The 19,516-nt window shown below is 70.5% G+C and carries 22 protein-coding genes and 1 pseudogene; 13 read left to right on the plus strand and 10 right to left on the minus strand.

Annotated elements, in window-relative coordinates:
• Positions 1-521: 521 nt before the first annotated feature.
• Positions 522-2,324 (plus strand): bifunctional metallophosphatase/5'-nucleotidase, encoded by a 1,803-nt coding sequence (locus BZL64_RS17255; protein WP_086770082.1) that lies wholly within the window; start codon positions 522-524, stop codon positions 2,322-2,324.
• Between the two features lie 322 nt (positions 2,325-2,646).
• Here BZL64_RS17255 and BZL64_RS17260 read toward each other — a convergent pair whose 3' ends face one another.
• The gene (locus BZL64_RS17260) at positions 2,647-2,829 is read right to left on the minus strand and encodes a hypothetical protein (protein ID WP_244205374.1); all 183 of its coding nucleotides are present in this window, start codon (positions 2,827-2,829) and stop codon (positions 2,647-2,649) included.
• A gap of 52 nt (positions 2,830-2,881) precedes the next feature.
• Entirely contained in the window at positions 2,882-3,196 is a 315-nt protein-coding gene (locus BZL64_RS17265) for a DUF6247 family protein (protein WP_167396159.1), read from the minus strand.
• 194 nt (positions 3,197-3,390) lie between these two features.
• Here BZL64_RS17265 and BZL64_RS41205 point away from each other — a divergent pair.
• Positions 3,391-3,522, plus strand: a pseudogene (locus tag BZL64_RS41205) (DUF397 domain-containing protein); the annotation flags it as partial.
• Here BZL64_RS41205 and BZL64_RS17275 read toward each other — a convergent pair.
• The 7 genes from BZL64_RS17275 to BZL64_RS17305 form a co-directional block, all read right to left on the minus strand.
• Entirely contained in the window at positions 3,519-5,591 is a 2,073-nt protein-coding gene (locus tag BZL64_RS17275; RefSeq protein ID WP_086770084.1) for a pectinesterase family protein, read from the minus strand. The pseudogene BZL64_RS41205 and the gene BZL64_RS17275 sit on opposite strands and share 4 nt — an antisense overlap.
• 127 nt (positions 5,592-5,718) lie before the next feature.
• The gene (locus BZL64_RS17280; RefSeq protein ID WP_086770085.1) at positions 5,719-7,170 is read right to left on the minus strand and encodes a sensor histidine kinase; all 1,452 of its coding nucleotides are present in this window, start codon (positions 7,168-7,170) and stop codon (positions 5,719-5,721) included.
• Complete coding sequence (locus BZL64_RS17285; RefSeq protein ID WP_086770086.1) at positions 7,167-7,898, minus strand: response regulator transcription factor; 732 nt, start codon at positions 7,896-7,898, stop codon at positions 7,167-7,169. The genes BZL64_RS17280 and BZL64_RS17285 overlap by 4 nt, the downstream gene beginning before the upstream one ends.
• Before the next feature lie 74 nt (positions 7,899-7,972).
• Positions 7,973-8,182 (minus strand): hypothetical protein, encoded by a 210-nt coding sequence (locus BZL64_RS17290; RefSeq protein ID WP_086770087.1) that lies wholly within the window; start codon positions 8,180-8,182, stop codon positions 7,973-7,975.
• 53 nt (positions 8,183-8,235) lie between these two features.
• On the minus strand, positions 8,236-9,405 hold the full coding sequence (locus BZL64_RS17295; RefSeq protein ID WP_086770088.1) for a S1C family serine protease: 1,170 nt from the start codon (positions 9,403-9,405) through the stop codon (positions 8,236-8,238).
• Between the two features lie 174 nt (positions 9,406-9,579).
• Positions 9,580-10,602: a LacI family DNA-binding transcriptional regulator gene (locus tag BZL64_RS17300; protein WP_086770089.1), complete on the minus strand. Its 1,023-nt coding sequence runs from the start codon at positions 10,600-10,602 to the stop codon at positions 9,580-9,582.
• Positions 10,603-10,686: 84 nt separating this feature from the next.
• Positions 10,687-11,466 (minus strand): response regulator transcription factor, encoded by a 780-nt coding sequence (locus BZL64_RS17305; RefSeq protein WP_086770090.1) that lies wholly within the window; start codon positions 11,464-11,466, stop codon positions 10,687-10,689.
• 180 nt (positions 11,467-11,646) lie between these two features.
• Here BZL64_RS17305 and BZL64_RS17310 point away from each other — a divergent pair, with 180 nt between their 5' ends.
• From BZL64_RS17310 to BZL64_RS17350, 9 genes are all read left to right on the plus strand, one after another.
• Positions 11,647-12,486, plus strand: a complete 840-nt coding sequence (locus BZL64_RS17310) for an alpha/beta hydrolase (protein WP_086770091.1) — start codon at positions 11,647-11,649, stop codon at positions 12,484-12,486.
• Between the two features lie 42 nt (positions 12,487-12,528).
• Positions 12,529-12,783, plus strand: a complete 255-nt coding sequence (locus tag BZL64_RS17315) for a MoaD/ThiS family protein (protein WP_073495022.1) — start codon at positions 12,529-12,531, stop codon at positions 12,781-12,783.
• A gap of 1 nt (position 12,784) precedes the next feature.
• Positions 12,785-14,032 carry a hypothetical protein gene (locus BZL64_RS17320; RefSeq protein WP_086770092.1) on the plus strand — a complete coding sequence of 416 codons (1,248 nt, stop codon included), beginning with the start codon at positions 12,785-12,787 and terminating at the stop codon, positions 14,030-14,032.
• A 115-nt stretch (positions 14,033-14,147) separates the two neighbouring features.
• Positions 14,148-14,894, plus strand: a complete 747-nt coding sequence (locus BZL64_RS17325) for an LmeA family phospholipid-binding protein (RefSeq protein WP_086770093.1) — start codon at positions 14,148-14,150, stop codon at positions 14,892-14,894.
• A gap of 246 nt (positions 14,895-15,140) precedes the next feature.
• Positions 15,141-15,224 (plus strand): Ms5788A family Cys-rich leader peptide, encoded by an 84-nt coding sequence (locus BZL64_RS42185; RefSeq protein WP_353850233.1) that lies wholly within the window; start codon positions 15,141-15,143, stop codon positions 15,222-15,224.
• A 137-nt stretch (positions 15,225-15,361) separates the two neighbouring features.
• The gene (locus BZL64_RS17335; RefSeq protein ID WP_086770094.1) at positions 15,362-16,201 is read left to right on the plus strand and encodes a sulfurtransferase; all 840 of its coding nucleotides are present in this window, start codon (positions 15,362-15,364) and stop codon (positions 16,199-16,201) included.
• Positions 16,202-16,245: 44 nt separating this feature from the next.
• Positions 16,246-16,533 (plus strand): DUF1416 domain-containing protein, encoded by a 288-nt coding sequence (locus BZL64_RS17340; RefSeq protein WP_004986406.1) that lies wholly within the window; start codon positions 16,246-16,248, stop codon positions 16,531-16,533.
• A gap of 86 nt (positions 16,534-16,619) precedes the next feature.
• Positions 16,620-16,880 (plus strand): DUF3099 domain-containing protein, encoded by a 261-nt coding sequence (locus BZL64_RS17345; protein WP_086770095.1) that lies wholly within the window; start codon positions 16,620-16,622, stop codon positions 16,878-16,880.
• Positions 16,881-16,890: 10 nt separating this feature from the next.
• Positions 16,891-17,277 (plus strand): VOC family protein, encoded by a 387-nt coding sequence (locus tag BZL64_RS17350; protein ID WP_086770096.1) that lies wholly within the window; start codon positions 16,891-16,893, stop codon positions 17,275-17,277.
• A gap of 10 nt (positions 17,278-17,287) precedes the next feature.
• Here the strand turns inward: BZL64_RS17350 and BZL64_RS17355 are convergent, their stop codons facing one another.
• Positions 17,288-17,650, minus strand: coding sequence for a DsrE family protein (locus BZL64_RS17355; RefSeq protein ID WP_086770097.1), 363 nt, complete (start codon positions 17,648-17,650; stop codon positions 17,288-17,290).
• A gap of 91 nt (positions 17,651-17,741) precedes the next feature.
• On the opposite strand from BZL64_RS17355, the gene BZL64_RS17360 reads away from it, so the two are divergent.
• Entirely contained in the window at positions 17,742-18,512 is a 771-nt protein-coding gene (locus BZL64_RS17360; RefSeq protein ID WP_086770098.1) for a hypothetical protein, read from the plus strand.
• Positions 18,509-19,390 (plus strand): hypothetical protein, encoded by an 882-nt coding sequence (locus tag BZL64_RS17365; RefSeq protein WP_244205375.1) that lies wholly within the window; start codon positions 18,509-18,511, stop codon positions 19,388-19,390. The genes BZL64_RS17360 and BZL64_RS17365 overlap by 4 nt, the downstream gene beginning before the upstream one ends.
• Positions 19,391-19,516: the final 126 nt, after the last annotated feature.

Here is a 19,516-nt window from a genome sequence, read left to right on the forward strand (position 1 = left end):
GGAGTTGCAGCCGGCCCTGTGCGGACACCGCTGGCCGGCCGTCGTTGTGGGCGGCCCCCGCGAGCAGGTCGATGACGGCCTCGGTCTGTGCGGGGGAGAGCGCGGAAAGGATCTCGATGGAACGGGAGCCGGGTGCCGATGCGGGGTCGTCGCTGGTCATGCGTACGAGGGTAAAGGGCGGGCTCGGCAAAGTGGCGGCATCAGCGGAGGGGAGGGGAATCAGCCGGGGACGGGGAGGCGACACGGGGGCGGTAACCGGAGTGGACGCCAAGCGGAAGGCAGAGCGAAGCCACAACGAGGGCACTTCGAAAGGCACTCCGAAGTCACCGCGAAGCCGAGTGGTCGGCACCCCGAAGTCAAGCGGAAGGCAAAGGGAAACCAGGATGTAACCAGGAACCCCCTGTCGCGCTACGCGCGTTGACTCTAGGCTGCGGGCCGACGGGGCCACTACCTCAGACGCCTCGCAGGGCCTCCCCAGGCCCGAGGACGTCGACACCACAGCAGACACCACAGGGGGGCGCATGCCAGCCACTTCCCACTCGCATCCGAGCCGCAGACGCCGTACGTACGGGCTGCTCGCGGCGGCCGCCGGTCTGGCCACCGCCGGCGCACTGGTCGCGGCGCTGCCGGCGGGCGCGCACGACAGCAGGCACGGAAAGCCGCTGCCGAGCCGTTACCAGGACGTGCAGCTGCTGTCGTTCAACGACCTGCACGGCAACCTCGAGCCGCCGAGCGGTTCCTCCGGCCGGGTCACCGAGATCCAGGCCGACGGCACGACGAAGACGATCGACGCGGGCGGTGTGGAGTACCTGGCCACCCACCTGCGTCAGGCCCGCGAGGGCAACAAGTACTCGGTCACCGCGGCCGGCGGTGACATGGTCGGCGCCTCACCGCTGATCTCCGGCCTGTTCCACGACGAGCCCACCATCGAGGCGCTCAACAAGCTGGACCTGGACGTCACCTCCGTGGGCAACCACGAGTTCGACGAGGGCGCCAAGGAACTGGCCCGCCTGCAGAAGGGCGGCTGCCACCCGACGGACGGCTGCTACACGGACGAGGAGTTCGGCGGCGCCGACTTCCCGTACCTCGCGGCGAACGTCCTGGACGAGAAGTCCGGGAAGCCGATCCTGAAGCCGTACTGGGTCTGGAAGAAGAAGGACGTCAAGGTCGGCTTCATCGGCGTGACCCTGGAGGACACGCCGGGCATCGTCTCCGCGGAGGGCGTCAAGGGCCTGAAGTTCAAGGACGAGGTCGACACGATCAACAAGTACGCCAAGGAGCTGCAGCGCCAGGGCGTGAAGTCGATCGTGGCGCTGATCCACGAGGGCGGCCTGCCCGCCTCCACCTCGTACAACTACAACTGTGACTCGCCGGGTGCCGGTGACGGCATCTCGGGTCCGATCGTCGACATCGCGAAGAACATCTCGCCGTCGGTGGACGCCCTGGTCACGGGTCACACGCACGCCGCGTACGCCTGCACGATCAACGACCCGTCGGGCAAGCCGCGCACGGTGACCTCGGCGGCCTCCTTCGGCCGTCTGTACACGGACACCACGCTGACGTACGACCGCTTCACCGGTGACATCGCCCGTACGGCGGTGAAGTCGGCGAACCACGTGGTCACCCGGACCGTCCCCAAGGCCCCGGACATGACCGAGCTGATCAGCAAGTGGAACACCCTCGCGGCGCCCATCGGCAACCGCGCGATCGGCTACGTCTCCGCCGACATCCCCAACACGGGCACCGAGTCCCCGATGGGCGACCTGATCGCGGACGCGCAGCTCTGGTACGGCAAGGAGCTGGACGCCGAGGCCGACCTCGCCCTGATGAACCCGGGCGGTGTGCGGGCCGGTCTGACCTACGCGGCCAAGGGCTCCGAGGGCGACGGTGTGGTCACCTACGCCGAGGGCTTCACCGTCCAGCCGTTCGCCAACACCGTGAACCTCCAGGACTTCACCGGCGCCCAGCTGATCCAGGTGCTCAAGGAGCAGGTGAGCGGGACCAACGCGAGCGCGCCGAAGATTCTCCAGCCGTCGGCGAACCTGACGTACACGCTGGACCTGACGAAGGCGGGCGCGGACCGTGTCGTCACGGACTCCGTCAAGCTGAACGGCGCGGCCATCGACCCGGCCGCCACCTACCGCGTCGCGACGAACAGCTTCCTCGCGGGCGGCGGCGACGGCTTCACCACCCTGGGCCAGGGCACGAACGACCTCGTCGGCCTCGACGACCTGACCGCCCTGGAGCAGTACCTGCTGGCCAACTCCTCGGCCACCGCCCCGATCGCGCCCCCGGTGACGAACCGGATCACGATCGTGAAGTAACCCTGGAGAACCTTGGGTCCTCCTGGGGTTCATCCCACCGGAGAGGCGGCCGCGTCACAGACGCGGCCGCCTCTCTGCGTATGCGAGGAGAAGGCTGCCCCGAAGCGCCGTCCGATCGGGCACGAGGAAACCATCCTGACCACCCACGACCTCACCCTCGCCGCGCACGCCGACCACATCCTGGTCGTGGACGACGGCCGGCCCGCGGGTCGGGCACGCATGCGGAGCTGGTGGCGAGGGGGCGTACGCGCGGTTGGCGGGGTCTGCGCCGGGGAGGGCGGAGGACTGGTGCTCGCGGGCCAGAGAGGCGGCGACCGGTCGGTCAGAGGGCTACCAGGTCGATGACGTTGATGACGACGTGGCGGTTGGACACCACGTAGGTGATGAAGCCGGCCTGGAAGGCAGCCGACCAACTGTTGTCCCTGTTGCCGATCGCGGGCGGACCGAACGGGTTGAGGCAGACAGTTTCTCGAGGGCCTCCAGCGAAGCGAGTCGGGGCCCGCACAGGGCGGTCCTTCGCTGGGCCGCGCGGTCGATGTACCTGATCGCGTACGCACTCACCCGGACCTGCCCGCGTCGATCGGCCGGTTCTCGGCGTCGTAGGCGTTGCCGTCCGCGTTCCGGAGGACCATGCCCTTGGTGTCGCCCTTCGCCATCCGCGTGACTGTCTGCTCGGCCTCGTCCAGACAGCCGGGCGTGGCACAGGCGCAGGCGAAGGGGAACCACTTGTCGGTCACGGCGTCGAGTGCGGAATGGTCGAAGTCGGCCGCCGCGCTGAGCCAGTCCTGTTCGAAGCCCTGCAACCAGTCGGGGCGCCGCTGCAGAGCGGCTCGGATCGCCTCGGGAGTTCTCTCGCAGGAGTGGGGATCCACCTCATGAGCCGTGATCGGTTTCTCTTCTCCGGCAGGGACGACGTGTGGTGACCGGACGTCCACGGTAGAGCTTGCCGGGTGCGGAGTGCTGGAGGATGCGGGCGTCGCGCGTGCGAAGGGCTGGGCGTCGGCGGACTCGAAGAGGTCGGCTTGTTCGGCCCTGCGGGGGACGCCCGCCAACGTCGTTTCCCGGAAACTGCCTCGAGGTCGCCGACGGCCACCCCGGCCTCGTCCCCGTCCGGGACCGCAAGGTCCCGGACGGAGAGGTGCTCGTCTTCGGCGCGGCCTCGTGGGCCGCGTTCCTGACTCACACGGCGCGCGGCTAGGCCGACGGCGTCCAGTCGCCCAGCCAGTCCGCGACCTCCTGGTTGGCGGCCTGGGCGTCGGTCAGGAGGGGGCGGTCGGTGCTCGTGGAGCCCGTGGCCGCGCCCGCGCCCTTGTTCATGTACTCGGCGAAGCGGTCGTCCTTCCAGGAGAAGCCGCTCATGTCGGTCCAGGGGGTGGTCCGGATCGCGGCGCTCAGGGTGGTGTTGCGGACCGTGGTCTGCGGGTCGAGGGCGGCGTCGCCGCCGGCGTGCCAGGGGCGGCCGAGGTAGAAGGTGCGGTCGGAGACGTCGCCGTTCACCGTGGAGTTGGCGATCAGGATGCCCTTGCGGCCCGCCACCGTGCTCGGGGCCGTGACGTAGCCGGCGGAGGTGCCGTTCCAGCGCTTCTTCAGCGTGATGACCGACTTGTCGATCACCGCGGTCGCCCGGCCGAAGATGAAGTCGACGTTGCCGACGACGTACGAGTTGGTCATGTAGACGCGGCCCAGCTTGTCCTTGGACGCGGTGTCCACCAGCAGGGTGTCCTGGTCGCCGCTGACGATGACGCCGTCGAGGAACACCTTGTCGGCGGCGGTGCGCAGGGCGACCGCCTGACCGGCGATGTCCTGGTGTGCGCCCTCGTCGAAGTCGTTGGAGATGGTCAGGTTGCGGGCCTGGAAGTCGTCCGCCTCCACGGCGACGGTCGCGCTGCCGCCGGTGCCGTACGTGCCGGACCCGTCGGGCTTCGGCGTACCGGACGCGTTGTTGTAGACGATCGTCGTGTCCTTGCGGCTCGCGCCCGAGCCCTGGATGGTGACGTGCGGCTTGTTGGACGGGACCTTGACCAGCTCGCGGTACGTGCCCGGCTTGACGGAGATGACGACGCGCGAGGGGTTGTTCGCCGGTACGGCGTTCACCGCGGCCTGCACGGTCCGGTACTGCCCGGAGCCGTCGGCGGCGACGGTGAGCGTCGTCGCGGCGGCGGCCTTGGTGGTGGCGGTCGCCGCGGTGCCGATGTTCGACCGCGGCCCGACGCCGGCCTTGAGGAGCGCGGGCACGTCGGCGGTCCTGTCGAGGCTGTAGGTGTAGAAGGTCTTCGGGTCGAAGGCGGTGCCGCCGCTCTCGTTGCGTCCGCTCGTCGCGACGAAGGTGTTGCCCTTCTGGACGATCGCCGCGGTGCTGTCCCTGGTGACCGGGTTGTTCATGCCCTGGAAGTAGGAGTTCTCCAGGACCATCTTCGTCCTGCCGCGTGAGTAGTTGCCGTACGAGGACTTGATCGTGGTGCCGGCCGCGTCCTCCAGGAAGTTGTTGTAGAGGTGGGCGTGGGCGGCGTTGTCCGTGGACGGGTTGCGCTGCTCGGTCTCGCGGAACCAGTTGTGGTGGATGGTGATGTCGGTGACGACGTTCGTGGTCCAGCCGATGCCGAAGGTCTTGTTGTTGTCGCTCAGCTTGTTCCACGACACCGTGATGTTCGTGCTGTCCTTGCGGACGTCGATGAGCCCGTCGGCCATGTGCCGCAGATCGTTGTGGTCGATCCAGACGTGATGCGCCCCGTCCATCTGGATCGCGTCGAAGTCGTGGTCCTTGTCGTTCCAGACGCCCTGGTACGCGTCCCGGATCGTCAGGTTCCGGATGATCACGTTGTGGACGCCGGTGCCGAGGAAGAACCCGCCGCCGACGATCTGCCCCGAGGTCCCGGACCCCACGATCGTCTTGTCGGAGGCGACCTTGATCTCCTTGCCGACCGGGTTCATGTTGATCGTCGCCGCGACGACGATGACGTACGGCTCGGCCGCCGTCGCGTACTTCTCCAGGTCGGCGAGCGTCTTCACGGTGACGGTCTTGCCGTCCCGGCCGCCGTACGTTCCCTTCTGCCCGAGCGCGTCGACCGACGCGAAGCCGTCGGCGGTGGCGGTCGCCCAGGCGGGCGCGGCGGTGGCCGCTGACGCGCTGGCCTGCGCGTCGGCGCCGAACAGTCCGAGGTCCGTGCCGTAGGCGAAGGTGCCGGCGGCCGTGAGGGCGAGGGGCACGCCCACCGCCACGGCGGTCCTGCGCCTGCGGTGCCGGGGCTTGCGACGGATGTCGGTCATGTGTGGGATTCCGTTTCCGTGGGAGGGGGACCACCCGGAAGAGGTGCGGGTCACCGGGTGGTCGCCGCCCACGGCGGAAAGGTTGCCGAACTCACCGGCATTCTCGGGAAGTACGGCAGAGCGTCTCCTACGGCAGCTCGGGCGGCGGCGTCGGCGCCCCCGGCAGCCGTACGGTCACCAGCGTGCCGTCGCCCTCCGCGCCGGCCACCGTGATCTCGCCGCCCGCCTGCTGGACCGTGCGCGCGACGATCGACAGGCCGAGACCCGAGCCCGGCAGGGCCCTCGCGCTCTGGGAGCGCCAGAACCGGTCGAAGACGTGGGGGAGTTCGTCCTCCGGGATGCCGGGGCCGTGGTCGCGGACGGTCAGGACACCGTCGGCGAGACCGACCTCGACGGAACCGCCCGCCGGGCTGAACTTCACCGCGTTGTCCAGGATGTTGACCACCGCCCGTTCCAGCGCGGCAGGCTCCGCCCGGACGTACCAGGGGTCCAGGGAGGCCGTGATCGTCAGCTCCGGACCGCGCAGCCGCGCCCTGCGCAGGGCCGACTCGACGGTGTCCTCCAGGGAGACCACCTGTACCCGCTCACCGCGCTGGGCGTCCGTGCGGGACAGCTCCTGCAAGTCGCCGATGAGGGACGCCAGTTCGGTCATCTGTGCCTTCACCGAGGCGAGGAGTGCCTTGCGGTCCGCCTCCGGGAGGGGGCGGCCCGTCTCCTCGCTGCGGCTGAGAAGCTCGATGTTGGTGCGGAGGGAGGTGAGGGGGGTGCGGAGTTCGTGGCCCGCGTCCGCGATCAACTGCTGTTGCAGCGCGCGGGAGTTGGCCAGGGAGGCCGTCATGGAGTTGAAGGACCGGGAGAGGCGGGCGACCTCGTCCTCGGCGTCCTCCTCCACGGGGATGCGGATGCCCAGGTCATCGGTGCGGGCCACATGCTCGACGGCCTCGGTGAGCTTGTCGACGGGGCGCAGGCCCGCGCGGGCGACGGCAAGACCTGCGGCGCCGGCGCCGAGCACGCCGATCCCGGAGACGAGGAGCAGGATGAGGGCGAGGTCGTTGAGGGTCGCCTGGGTGCTCTTGAGGGGGACCGCGATGAGCAGGGCGGTGTCGGGGTAGAGCTGAGGGCTGGACGGGCCCTGCCTGACGGTGAGCGGGACGGTGAGGACCCGGACGTCGTTGCCGTCGGAGTCGGTGCCGTTGCGAAGGACTCCTTCGTGCGCGTCGCTGATCACCTCTGTGTCGCCGGCCGTGGTCTTCACCGCGCCCGCGGAGGTGGAGGAGACGCAGGACGTGCCGTCCGCCTTGACGAGCTGGAAGTAGTAGGACTGGGCTCGCAGATCACCGAGGCCGGACTCCGTCGGCTTCTGGGGGCAGGCGTCGAGGAGGGCCAGCACCTGACTGAGAGGCTGGGGCTGCTCCGCCTTCCGTAGATCGCCGTCCACCTGCTCGTACAGCTTCCCCTGCACGATGAACCAGCACGTCACCGAAACCGCCGCCACCGCGAACGCCACCGCCGCCGCGACCAGCATCGACAGCCGGGCCCGGATCGGAAGGGTCCGGAACCGCCGTACGAGCCTCTTCACTCCGCGCCGCCCTGCCGCAACACGTACCCCACGCCCCGCACGGTGTGCACGAGGCGCGGTTCGCCGGCCGCTTCCGTCTTGCGGCGCAGGTACATGACGTACACGTCGAGGGAGTTGGACGAGGGCTCGAAGTCGAAGCCCCAGACGGCCTTGAGGATCTGCTCGCGGGTGAGGACCTGGCGCGGGTGCGCGAGGAACATCTCCAGGAGGGTGAACTCGGTCCGGGTCAGTTCCACGGGCCGCCCGGCACGGGTCACCTCACGGGTGGCGAGGTTCATGCGCAGGTCGGCGAAGGTGAGCGCCTCGTCGTCGGGGGCGGCGCCGGCCGCCGCGGCGTAGGAGCTGCGCCGCAGCAGGGCCCGGACCCGGGCGAACAGCTCGTCCAGCTCGAAGGGCTTGACCAGATAGTCGTCGGCGCCCGCGTCGAGCCCGGTGACGCGGTCGCCGACGGTGTCGCGGGCGGTCAGCATGAGGATCGGCGTGGTGTCCCCGGCTCCGCGGATGCGGCGGGCGGCGGTGAGGCCGTCCATGCGGGGCATCTGGATGTCGAGGACGACAAGGTCGGGCCGGTAGACGGTCGCCTTCTCCAGGGCGTCCGCGCCGTCGAAGGCGACCTCCGTGTCGTAGCCCTCGAAGGCGAGGCTGCGCTGGAGTGCTTCGCGCACCGCCGGCTCGTCGTCGACGATCAGGATGCGCTGGGTGTCACGGTCGCCTTCGGCGGGGCTCATGGCGTGGGTTCCTCGGGGTGCGGTGGGGCGGCGGGGTGCTGCGGGCGGTAGGGCGGGTAACCCTGACGCCCCTCTCAGCCTCGCATCGTAGTGAGCCGGTTCAACGGCACCTTGCGAACGTGCGGGCGGGCGGCGCCGGTGCGCAGGCCCATCAGCTGCGGGGCGGCGACCTCGGGGGCCCGGGTCGGTGCCGTAGGGGCGTGCAGTTCGTACGCCACGTCGAGGGCCAGGACGAGGTCGGCGGCGCCGACGCCGGTCACCGGGTGCGAAATCTGCTTGATCATGGCGTACTCCTTGGTGCTGGAAGGTGGTGCACCTGCGGGTTTCACCTGCTGGTTCAGCTGTCGGAGCCGCCGGCCCGCAGGCTGGCGAGGTCGGCCTTGACGGTGTTGATCGGGATGGCGAAGCCGAGGCCGACGCTGCCAGCGGTGGAGGAGGTGGCGTCGGCGGCGGAGTACATCGCGGAGTTGATGCCGATGATGTTGCCGTTGGCGTCGACCAGGGCGCCGCCGGAGTTGCCGGGGTTGAGGGAGGCGTCCGTCTGGAGCGCCTTGTACGTGGTGGTGGACGAGCCGGTGTCGCCGTTGAACTCCTGGCCGCCGGACTCGAAGGGCCAGCCGCCGCCCTGCTGCTGTTGCTGCCGGCCCTGGCTCTCGTCGGTCGAGACGGTCACGTCCCGGTCGAGGGCGGAGACGATGCCGCTGGTCACGGTGCCGGTGAGGCCCTCGGGTGAGCCGATCGCCACGACGGTGTCGCCGACCTTGACGCCGTCGGAGTTGCCGAGGGTGGCCGTCTTGAGGCCGGAGGCGTTCTCCAGCTTGATCAGCGCCAGGTCCTTCTTGCTGTCCGTGCCGACGACCTTGGCGGTGTACTCCTTGCCGTCGCTCGTCTGCACCTTGATCGAGGAGGCGCCGGCGATGACGTGGTTGTTGGTGAGGATCTCGCCGTCACTCGTGATGATCACGCCGGAGCCGGTCGAGGAGCCGCTGCCGAGGGTGGCCTGGATCTCGACGACGCTCGGGCTGACGGCCGCGGCGATGCTGGCGACGTCGCCGGTCTTGCTGGACGGCACCACGCTGGTCGTCGTGGAGGAGGCGACCACCGCGTCCTTGCCGGTTAGCTCCTGTATGCCGTAGGCGGTGCCGCCGCCGATCGCGGCGGCGACGATCGCGACGGCGGCGAGCAGCGCCATCGGGCCGCGCCTCGCGCGCCTTCTCGGCGGGACGGGCGCGGGCTCGGCGGCCACGGGGGGCGGGAGAGCGGTTCCGCCGCCGTTGCCTTCACCGGCGGGCGCGGTGTTCCAGGCGCCGCCGGGCTGGGCCGGGGTCTGCCACATGGCGCCCGCCTCGGCGGACTGCCGCGACTCGACGGGCCCCGGCGCGGCCGGCTGGTACGCCGGCGGGGGAGGCCACTCCGGGTTCACGGGGGCGGAAGCGTGCTGCGGGGCGCCCTGGTACGGGTTCTCATGGTTCTCGTACTCGCCGCTGCGGCGGATGCTCTCGGTCATGGAACAGAGCTTCCCGCCCGACCATGAGAGCTTCCTGAGTGCTGCCTGAGAAGCCCGGCAGAACCTCGTATGCCCGATATAAAGACGCTTCTGGCACGGGACCGGCCGCTCTTAGAGAAGCCTCATAGGAGGATGCTCTTACGGCCCCTTACGGCCCCTTCGGCCCCTTGCGGCTCACTCGCAGCCGCAGGACCGCCGGACGACCAGCCGGGACGGGAACACCTTGAGGCGCTCGCGGCGTGAGCCCGCGACCCGCAGGCCGTCGTCGAGGACCAGGTCGACGGCCGAGCGGGCCATCGCCGAGCGGTCGGAGGCGACCGTGGTCAGCGGCGGATCGGCGAGCGCGGCCTCCTTGATGTCGTCGAAGCCGGCCACCCCCAGCTCGCCGGGCACGTCGATGCGCAGTTCGCGGGCGGCCCGCAGCAGGCCGATCGCCTGGTCGTCGGTGGAGCAGAACACGGCCGGCGGCCGGTCCGGGCCCGACAGCAGGTCCAGGCCCACCTTGTACGCGTCGTAACGGTTGTAGGGGGCCTCGAAGAGCCGGCCCTCGGTGGGGATGCCGGCCTCGTCCATGGCCCGCCGCCAGCCCTCGACGTGGTCGGAGACCGGGTCGCCGACGGAGGGCGTGTCCGCGGTGCCGCCGACACAGGCGACGTACTCGTAGCCGTGCTCCAGGAGGTGGCGTACGGCGAGCTGGGCGCCGCCCAGGTCGTCGGTGACGACGGCGACGTCGTCGATGGCCTCGGGCCGCTCGTGCAGCAGCACCACGCGGGCGTCCCAGGCGTCGATCTCGGCGGCGGCGTTGTCGTTCAGCGCGTGGCTGACGAGGATCAGGCCGGACACCCGCATGCCGAGGAAGGCGCGCAGATAGTGGACCTCGCGCTCACCGATGTAGTCGGAGTTGCCGACCAGGACCATTTTTCCGCGCTCGGAGGCCGCCTGTTCGACCGCGTGCGCCATCTCCCCGAAGAAGGGCTGGCGCGCGTCCGGCACGATCAGGCCTATGAGGTCGGTGCGCCGGGACGCCATCGCCTGCGCGACCCGGTCCGGCCGGTACGACAGCTCCTTGATCGCGGCGAGGACACGCTCGCGCGTGGCCGGGGCAACCGGCCGGGGTCCGTTGTTGATGACATAGCTGACGACAGCGGTGGACGTCCCCGCCAGCCGTGCCACATCATCCCTGGTTACCTTGGCCACGCGCGGAGTCTACGCGGATGGACCCGCCCTGGGCAGGGCGTCTTGCGGCTCCCTTGCGGGACCGACGCCCGGCCTCGGGGGCGGCTACGCCTCCGCGGAGATCTCCTCGGCGGCCACAGGCGCCTCGTTGCCCGCATCGTCCGTCTTTGCCCGGTCCGCCGCGGCCTTGGCCTCTTCGGCGGCACGGTCGATCTTCTCGGGGGTAACGAATCGATAACCGACGTTGCGGACGGTTCCGATCAGCGACTCGTGCTCCGGGCCGAGCTTGGCGCGCAGCCGTCGTACGTGCACGTCGACCGTCCGGGTGCCACCGAAGTAGTCGTAGCCCCAGACCTCCTGGAGCAGCTGGGCGCGGGTGAAGACGCGGCCCGGGTGCTGCGCGAGGTACTTCAGGAGCTCGAACTCCTTGAAGGTGAGGTCGAGGACCCGGCCCTTGAGCTTGGCGGAGTAGGTCGCCTCGTCGACCGACAGGTCGCCGTTGCGGATCTCCATCGGGGAGTCGTCGTTGACGATCTGCTGCCGGCCCATCGCCAGCCGCAGGCGCGCCTCGACCTCCGCAGGGCCGGCGGTGTCGAGCAGGACGTCGTCGATGCCCCAGTCGGCGGTGACGGCGGCGAGGCCGCCCTCGGTGACGACCAGGATGAGCGGACAGCCGGGGCCGGTGGAGCGCAGCAGCTGGCACAGGCTGCGGACCTGCGGGAGGTCACGGCGCCCGTCGATCAGGATGACGTCGGCACCAGGGGTGTCGACGAGGGCGGGGCCTTCGGCCGGGGCCACCCGCACGTTGTGCAGCAACAGGCCGAGCGCGGGCAGCACCTCCGTCGACGGCTGGAGGGCGTTGGTCAGGAGCAGCAGAGAACTCATACGTCTGGTTCCTCCTCGGTCCCTGCGAGGACGTTTGCGGCACTGCGGCGTTGCGGCATTGCTCTGCGCGTCCAGGGCCCGTACACCTGCGGTTTCCCACTTCGTATACAACGCTTCCGAAAGCACAAAAGGACCCGGGGGCTACGCTGCCCGAGTCCTCTGCCCAGCAGAATAGCCCACATGAGCAACGGTCCGGCAGGTCATGCGGCATGTTCCACCGTTCGTCCGAACACTGAGACGGGCACGGGCGCCCCATTGCGGACGTTTCTGCCCACGGCCGACGGTATTTCCATCGATTCCGTATACGACCCGGGTGCGGTTGTATACGACGCCTCCGCGCCACCCTCCCGTGACCTGGTGTTCGTCGTGGCCCATGGATTCACCGGCGACGCGGACCGCCCGCACGTCCGCCGGATCGCGTCGGCGCTCGCCCGGCACGGCGCCGTCGTCACCTTCTCCTTCCGCGGGCACGGCCGCTCCGGAGGCCGCTCCACCGTCGGTGACCGCGAGGTCCTCGACCTGGACGCGGCGGTCGCCTGGGCCCGCCGGTTCGGCCACGCGCGCGTGGTCACCGTCGGTTTCTCCATGGGCGGCTCGGTGGTGCTGCGGCACGCGGCCCTGCGCCCCGGCACGGTCGACGCGGTCGTCTCCGTCAGCGCCCCCGCCCGCTGGTACTACCGCGGTACGGCCCCCATGCGCCGACTGCACTGGCTCGTCACCCGCCCGGCGGGCCGCCTGGTCGGGCGCTACGGCTTCCGCACCCGCATCCACCACCGCGAATGGGACCCGGTTCCGCTCTCCCCGGTGGAGGCGGTCCCGCGCATCGCGCCCACACCGCTGCTGCTGGTCCATGGCGACAGCGACGGCTACTTCCCCCTCGACCACCCCCGGATGCTGGCCGAGGCCGCCGGTGACCACGGCGAACTCTGGGTGGAGTCCGGCATGGGCCACGCGGAGCATTGCGCGACCGACGACCTCCTGACCCGCATCGGTACCTGGACGGCCGCGCGGGCGGGCTAGCCTGACCCTGTTGACCACCGACGAGACTGACTGAGGGACGAGATGGCAAAGGTCACGGTGCGCTACTGGGCGGCCGCCAAAGCCGCGGCCGGCGTCGCCGAGGAGCCGCACGACGCGGCCACCCTCGCCGAGGCGCTCCAGGCCGCGCGGGAGCGACACCCCGGCGAACTCGTGCGTGTCCTGCAGCGCTGCTCGTTCCTCGTCGACGGTGACCCCGTGGGCACCCGCGGACATGAGACGGTACGGCTGGCCGACGGCGGCACGGTCGAGGTGCTCCCGCCGTTCGCAGGAGGGTGAGATGACCGACCAGCCGTACGAGGGGCAGTACCCGCAGGGGTACGACCCGTATCAGCAGCAGACCCCACAGCCACAGGCCCCACAGCCACAGGCCCCGCAGCAGGACTGGCCCGCCCGGCAGCAGCCGTACGGGTACGAGGACCAGCAGGCGCACCTCCAGTACACCCAGCAGTGGCAGGGCCAGACCTGGGAGACCAGCGTCCAGCCGCCCGTCGCGGCAGCGGACCCCGCGGAGACGGCGTACCTGCCCCCGCAGACGGGCGAGGCCCCGGCCTGGCAGCAGCAGGCGCCCCAGTACCAGCAGCCTCAGCAGCAGTACCAGGAGCAGGGCCAGTACCAGCAGCAGGCGCAGTATCAGGCGGCGTCCTACGGGCACCAGGCGCCGTACGCGCAACAGGCCGCCCCCGCCCCGGTCGCCCCCGAGGCGGTGCTGCCCGAAAGCGAGACGGGCGGCCCGTCCTACGGCCCCGCCACCGTGGCCGGCAACGCGCGCATCACCGACGCCCAGCGGGCCCGTCTCGAAGGCCGTTCGCCGGTCATCGAACCCGGGATGCAGCCCGCCGCGCTCACCGCGCTCCTCGGCCTGCTGCTGTCCGGTACGGCGGCGATCGGCACGTACGCGCTGGTCGTCCCGCTCGTCGTCCTCCAGGCCGTCACGGCGGCCGGCTGGTTCCGGCTGAACGGCATGTGGCCGGCCCGGCAGGGCATCGCGCTCGCCTTCCTCGGCGCGCTCGTCTCCGACGTGGCGCTCCTCGTGGCCGGCCGGGAGAACGCGCCGGCCGCGATCCTGGGCAGCCTCGGTGTCTGGGTCCTGCTCTGCCTCGTCCTCCAGCTCCGTTCGCACGCCGACCCCGACGAGCGCATGTATGGCCTGATGGCGACGGTCACCTCCGCCGCGCTGGCGATCCTCGCCACCGGCCACCTCGGGGCCGACCCGGACGCGGTGACGGTCGGCGCCGCCGCGGTCGCCGTCGCCGTCCTGGCCCGTGCGATGCCGCTGCCGACCGCCGCCTCGGTGGTCGTCGCGCTGCTCGCGGCGGCGGGTGCGGGCATCGCGGTCGGCGGGACGACCGACTTCGGCGCGAAGGGCGCGCTGCTCGGCGCGGGCGCGGCGGTCTGCGCGCTCGTCGGCCACCGGGTGGCGAGCTACGACTACCCGTCGCGTTTCGTGCACTTCACGGCGGGCGTCGCCCTGCCGCTGGCCGCCGCGGCACCGGCGGTGTACGTGCTGGGACGGGCGCTCGGGTAGAGGCCGGACGGCCACCTGTGTCACAGGTGATCGACAAACTCCGGCCACCCTCCGCGTCCGGAGTTACCGTGAGTGGTCAATGACTGTCGGACCATCCGGGTGGGGGAACAACCGCATGCGAGCGCTTCGAATACTGCTGGTCGTCGTCGTGGTCCTGGGCGGCCTGTTCGTGCTCGCCGACCGCCTCGCCGTGAACTTCGCCGAGGGCGAGGCCGCGGACAAGCTGCGGGTGAACGAGGGCCTCGCGGCCACCCCGGACGTGTCGATCAAGGGCTTCCCGTTCCTCACCCAGGTCGTCGGCGGTGAGCTGGACGACGTCGAGGTCGGCATCGACGACTACGAGGCCGTGGCCGGCGCCGAGGGCCAGAAGATCCGCATCGACGATCTCAAGGCGAACATGAAGGGCGTCGAGTTCTCCGGCGACTACAGCTCGGCCACCGCCACCAGCGCCACCGGCACCGCGTCCATCAGCTACGCGGAGTTGCTGAAGACCGCCAAGTCCGAGCCGACCGAGATTCGTGTCGGACCGGTCCGGGGCACGGCCAGGGTCATCGGTCTCTCCGACGGCGGCAACGGCAAGATCAAGGTCACCGTCGAGGCGGTCGTCGGCGGCGCCAAGCTGCCGCAGCCCGTCTCCGTGCTGAGCACGGTCACCGCCGAGGGTGACACCGTCCGGGTGCACGCCGACACGCTGCCCAGCTTCGGCCCCTTCCGGGTCGCCGAGGACGAGGTGCGCGGCATCACCGACTTCGAGCAGAAGATCGACGACCTGCCGGGCGGCATCCAGCTCGACAAGGTCGAGGCCGCGAAGGACGGCGTGGAGATCACGGTGAAGGGTTCCAACGTCCGCCTCGCCGGGTAGGACCACGCCCGGAGCACCCTGGCCGCCCGGACTTTCGGGTGGACGGCGGCTGTCCGACAGGCGAGACGCCGCCGTCCGCAGCGCAGCCGCGGCGCGGATGTGATGACGGATACAGACGGATACGAGCGCCCGGAAGCCGTGCGGTGACGGTCCGGGCGCTTTCTCTTTCCCAGTATGCGGACGATCGCGTCTCACCATGCGGAGCGTTGGTGACACGTCCGCCCTTACGTCCCTACGATCGACCGCATGAAGCAGCGACAGGCGGATCTCACGAAGCGGCGGGCAGTAGACCTGTGCCGCGTCGCCGCCATGCTCTGTCGCCCTGTCTGAGCGGAAGCCCAGCCGGCCTTCCGCGCCCTCCCGACGCCCCTCCATTGAGGGCGTCCGTGCGTCGGCCGCCGGCGAGACCCGGCCGCGCACCCTCCTTATCTGCACCCCCGCCGTAACTGCCCCGGAGGAGAACGAGCATGAGCCGCAGCGACGTCCTGGTCGACGCCGACTGGGTCGAGGCAAACCTCGACAACCCGGACATCGCCATCGTCGAGGTCGACGAGGACACGTCCGCGTACGAGAAGAACCACATCAAGAACGCGATCCGGATCGACTGGACCCAGGACCTCCAGGACCCGGTCCGCCGTGACTTCATCGACCAGGAGGGCTTCGAGAAGCTCCTGTCGGCGAAGGGCATCGGCAACGACACCCTGGTGATCCTGTACGGCGGCAACAACAACTGGTTCGCGTCCTACGCCTACTGGTACTTCAAGCTCTACGGCCACGACAACGTCAAGCTTCTCGACGGCGGCCGCAAGAAGTGGGAGCTGGACGCCCGCGAGCTGGTCGAAGAGGTGCCCGAGCGCCCCGGGACCACCTACACGGCCAAGCCGCAGAACACCGCCATCCGCGCCTTCCGCGACGACGTCGTGGCGGCCATCGGCACGCAGAACCTGGTCGACGTCCGGTCGCCCGACGAGTTCTCCGGCAAGCTGCTCGCCCCTGCCCACCTTCCGCAGGAGCAGTCGCAGCGTCCCGGTCACGTGCCGAGCGCCCGCAACATCCCGTGGTCGAAGAACGCCAACGACGACGGCACCTTCAAGTCGGACGAGGCGCTGAAGGCCCTCTACGCCGACGAGCAGGTCGACCTGGCCAAGGACACGATCGCCTACTGCCGCATCGGTGAGCGCTCGGCCCTGACCTGGTTCGTCCTGCACGAGCTGCTCGGCGTCGAGAACGTCAAGAACTACGACGGCTCGTGGACCGAGTACGGCTCCCTCGTCGGCGTGCCGATCGAGCTCGGCGCCAACAAGTAATCCCACCGACCCGACCTTCTGGTCAGACCCCTCTGGAGAACGACATGTGCGGAGCGAAGGCCGGCGGCCCGGACGCCTCGACGATCAAGCCCGGTGAGACCACCATCCAGGGTCAGGTGACCCGCGACGGCGAGCCGGTGACGGGCTACGTCCGTCTGCTCGACTCGACCGGCGAGTTCACCGCGGAGGTCCCCACCTCCGCCACCGGACAGTTCCGCTTCTACGCGGCCGAAGGCACCTGGACCGTCCGCGCCCTCGTGCCCGGCGGCACCGCCGACCGCACGGTCGTCGCCCAGCAGGGCGGCCTCGCGGAGGTCGCGATCGCCGTCTGAGACAGGCGCAGTCAGAAGGGCCGCACCTCACGGGCAGGACACCCGGAGGTGCGGCCCTTCGGCCTGTCCGGTCCTACCCTGGAGCTATGTACGCCCGCCGTCGGCACGCCTACTTCGCCATGATGGGCACCTGCCTCGTGCTGTTCGTCCTGGCCTGGGCTGTCGTACGTCTGTGGTCGGTTCCCGTGGCCGTCGGGATGTGTGTGGTCGCGATGGTCATCCCGCCGCTGGCCGCCGTGGTCGCCAACCGGCGCGGCCCCGAGGACCGGTGGTGGGACGACCCGTCCGGCGATCCGAAGTCCGACGAGTGGTGGGACGAGCTGGATGGGAAGAAGCGACACCAGTAGGAAGGTGGGCATGTCCTCCGCGAGGTTGTCCACCGTGGTGCTCGACGCGTCCGACGCGCACGAGCTGGCCGGGTTCTACATGCGTCTGCTCGGCTACGAGGTGCGCGCCGACGAGCCCGACTGGGTCCTCATCGGCCCGCCGCCCGGAGCCCCCGGCACCGCGCTCGCCTTCGAGACGGAACCCGGATACGTCCCGCCGGTCTGGCCCACTCGCAGGCGCGAGGAGCAGCAGATGATGCTGCACCTCGACATCGAGGTGGACGACCTGGAGGCGGAGACGGGGCGGGCCGTCGCCGAGGGCGCGCGGCTCGCCGACTACCAGCCCCAGGACGACGTACGGGTGCTGCTCGACCCCTCGGGCCATCCGTTCTGCCTGTGGGTGGAGACACCCGCGTAGGGCTCGGGTCTCAGTAGACGAGCGCCTGGGTCCCGTCCGCCAGCGCCTCCTGCACGAACACCTGCGCCCCGGCGATCCGGACGCCCTCCAGGACGTCCTTCTCGGTGATGTCCCGCCGGGCCGCGCACTGCGTGCACAGCGTGACCCGGCCGCCGAGCAGGAGCGAGTCGAGCAGGTCGGGCAGCGGGGCCGCGTGCGGCAGCTCGAACTCGGCGGCCCGGCCCGGCAGCGCGAACCACGCGGACTCCCCGGTCAGCCACAGGGAGACCTCCACACCGCTGGCCACGGCCACCGCCGCCACCGTGAACGCCTGGGAACACCGTTCGGGGGCATCGGCCCCGGCCGTCACCTTGATCACGAGCTTCTTCGCCATGCCTGAATCGTAATCAACATCATTACAACTCCCTGAGTTGACCATGAGTCATCTGTGAAGCGCGCATACGGAATACGCGCTTCACGTTCTGATGGGGGACGTTGTGGAAGAACCCGAAGGGGCAGCGGAAGCGGAGGCGCCGGCCGGCGAGGCGGCTCCCGCACCCCGGCCCCGCCGCCGGGGCCGGACCACGCTGCTGCTCGCCGCAGCCGTCGTGCTCGGTGTCGTCGCCGGCACCTGCGCCGGCTACCTGGTCCAGGCCGACCGCGAGCCGACGAAGCTGCCGTCGCTGTCCCAGCCGGTGCTCGCCCAGGCCAAGGGCCCCGGCCCCGAACCGCTGTCCGCCGCACAGGACCGCAAACTGCGGACCGACGGCGACCTGCGCAAGCTGCTGCTGAAGAAGCCGCGCGACGCGAAGCAGGCCGACTGGGTGGATGCCGACGGCTGGCAGGACCTGGCCGGTTACGCCGACAACTTCAAGGCGCCCGACGGCGCCTTCGCCGATCTGGTCGGTGAGGAGTTCCGACGGGCGGCCGTCACCGGCTGGGAGGTCGGCAGCACGTACACCGTGGAGATCCGGCTCGTGCAGTACCGGCAGGAGCAGTTGCTGGCCGCCGCCGACGCCAGCGCCGACGGCCAGTACTGGGCCGAGGAGGAGGGGGAGTCCGAGAACTGGGCGATACCCGGCACGGGTGACGGCAGGGCGTACGTCTACAAGGCGGTCGACGAATTGGACCTGCACTTCGCGGTGGCGCACGCGTGGCGGGGCGACATCGCCATGGAGCTGTGGATCTACGGCTCCAAGCCCATCACCAAGAAGACCGTCATGGACCTCGCCGAGCGACAGATGGAGCAGCTGTGAGCGAACAGGAGAGCCCTCCCGCGGAGCTTCCCGTGGAGACCTCGCGGACCAGCTCGTCCCCCGAGGCCCTGGCGCCCCCCGAGGTCCTGGCGTCCCCCGATCCCGACGCGCATGGGCGCGCCAAGCGTCGCCCGAACGGGCGGCGGCTCGCCCTGGTCGCCGGGTCCGTACTGCTCGCAGGGGCCGTCGTCGCCGGTGTCGGCACCACGGTCGTGACCGTACGGGACGCCGACCGCGACGCGGGGACGCCCACCTGGAAGTTCCCGAAGGTCACGGCGGACGCCCCGGCGGCGGACCGGCAGCGGGGCCTGGCCGGAATGCTCGTGCCGTACGGGGGTGACGAAGGCTGGTGGCAGGGGCCCGACCTCGGCGAGTACGGCTCGGACGCCCAGCTCAGCGGTGCGCAGGCGACGGCCCTGCAGAAGGAATCCCTGAGCGACCTGCCGCGGTCCCAGCGCAAGCGGTTGGAGAAGCAGATCGACAAGCAGCGCATCCAGGGCATGGCGATGCGCAGCTACTACAACCGCCCGGCGGACACCTACTCCTCCAACGACGACGTCTACGCGGTGAGCGTCGTGCTGTCCCAGATGGACAGCAAGGCCGCGGTCCGCGAGATCGCCACGTTCCAGAGCGAGTTCCTGGCCGCCCTGGACGTCTTCCGCAAGGGTCCGGAGATCAAGGGCCACAAGAACACCAAGTGCTTCCTCCCGCCCAAGGACGACGACAGCGGCATCACCACGATGCTCTGCTCCGGGTACGTCGGAAACGTCCTGGTCACCGCCACGGCGGACGGGGTGGAACCGCTCGACACCAAGGGCGTGGCGGAATTCCTGCGCACGCAGCTCGACCGCATAGCGGAGCCCGGGGAGGCGGTATGACCGAGCCACAGCAGCTCACCGGCGTGGAAGACGCGCGGGAGGCCCCGGAGGCGGCGGAGACCCAGGACGTCACGGACGTCACGGCTCCCCCCGCGGCACCCGTCGCCCCCGTACCGGCTCCTGAGC

This window comes from Streptomyces bobili, from assembly GCF_002154575.1.
GTDB classification, from domain to species: Bacteria; Actinomycetota; Actinomycetes; order Streptomycetales; family Streptomycetaceae; genus Streptomyces; species Streptomyces bobili.